The organism is Ensifer adhaerens (assembly GCF_002940685.1).
GTDB classification, from domain to species: Bacteria; Pseudomonadota; Alphaproteobacteria; order Rhizobiales; family Rhizobiaceae; genus Ensifer; species Ensifer adhaerens_E.
On record NZ_PNFP01000063.1, the window covers coordinates 1 to 873 of the forward strand.

General features: G+C 64.1%; 1 protein-coding gene. It reads right to left on the bottom strand.

The window, feature by feature from the left end; all coding sequences use genetic code 11:
* A partial coding sequence (locus C1A35_RS35610) for a glycine C-acetyltransferase (protein WP_104668913.1) occupies nucleotides 1-873 on the bottom strand: 873 nt, incomplete at both ends.

Here is an 873-nt window from a genome sequence, read left to right on the forward strand (position 1 = left end):
GCATCGCCGTTGTCGATCAGGTCGAACACCTTCAGCGATGCCGCCGCAATCACCGGCGCCAGCGTGTTGGAAAACAGATAGGGCCGCGAGCGCTGCCGCAGCCACTCGACCACCTCGGCCCTGCCCGAGGTATAACCGCCCGAGGCACCGCCGAGCGCCTTGCCGAGCGTGCCGGTGATGATGTCGATGCGGCCTTCGACGCCGCAATGTTCGGCCGAGCCGCGACCGTTCTTGCCGACAAAGCCGACCGCATGGCTGTCGTCGACCATGACCATGGCGCCATACTTGTCGGCGAGGTCGCAGACCCCGCCGAGATTGGCGATGATGCCGTCCATCGAAAACACGCCGTCGGTGGCGATCAGCTTGAAGCGGCTGCCTTCGGCCTTCTTCAGCTCCTCTTCCAGCGCCGCCATGTCGTTGTTGGCGTAGCGGAAGCGCTTCGCCTTCGACAGCCGCACGCCGTCGATGATCGAGGCGTGGTTGAGCGCGTCGGAGATGATCGCGTCGTCCTCGCCCAAGAGCGTCTCGAACAGGCCGCCATTGGCGTCGAAGCACGAGGAATAGAGGATCGTGTCTTCCAGGCCGAGGAAGGACGAGATGCGCGCCTCCAGCTGTTTATGCTCCTCCTGCGTGCCGCAGATGAAACGCACCGACGCCATGCCGTAGCCGTAACGGTCGAGCGCCCGCTTGCCGGCGTCCGCCAGTTCTTCACTGTCGGCAAGGCCGAGATAGTTGTTGGCGCAGAAGTTGAGCACCCGCTCGCCCGAGGCGACCGCAATCTCGCCCGCCTGCTTCGAGGTGATCACACGCTCCGACTTGTACAACCCGGCCGTCTTCAGGCCCTCGAGTTCTAAACGGAGATGGGTGAGGAAG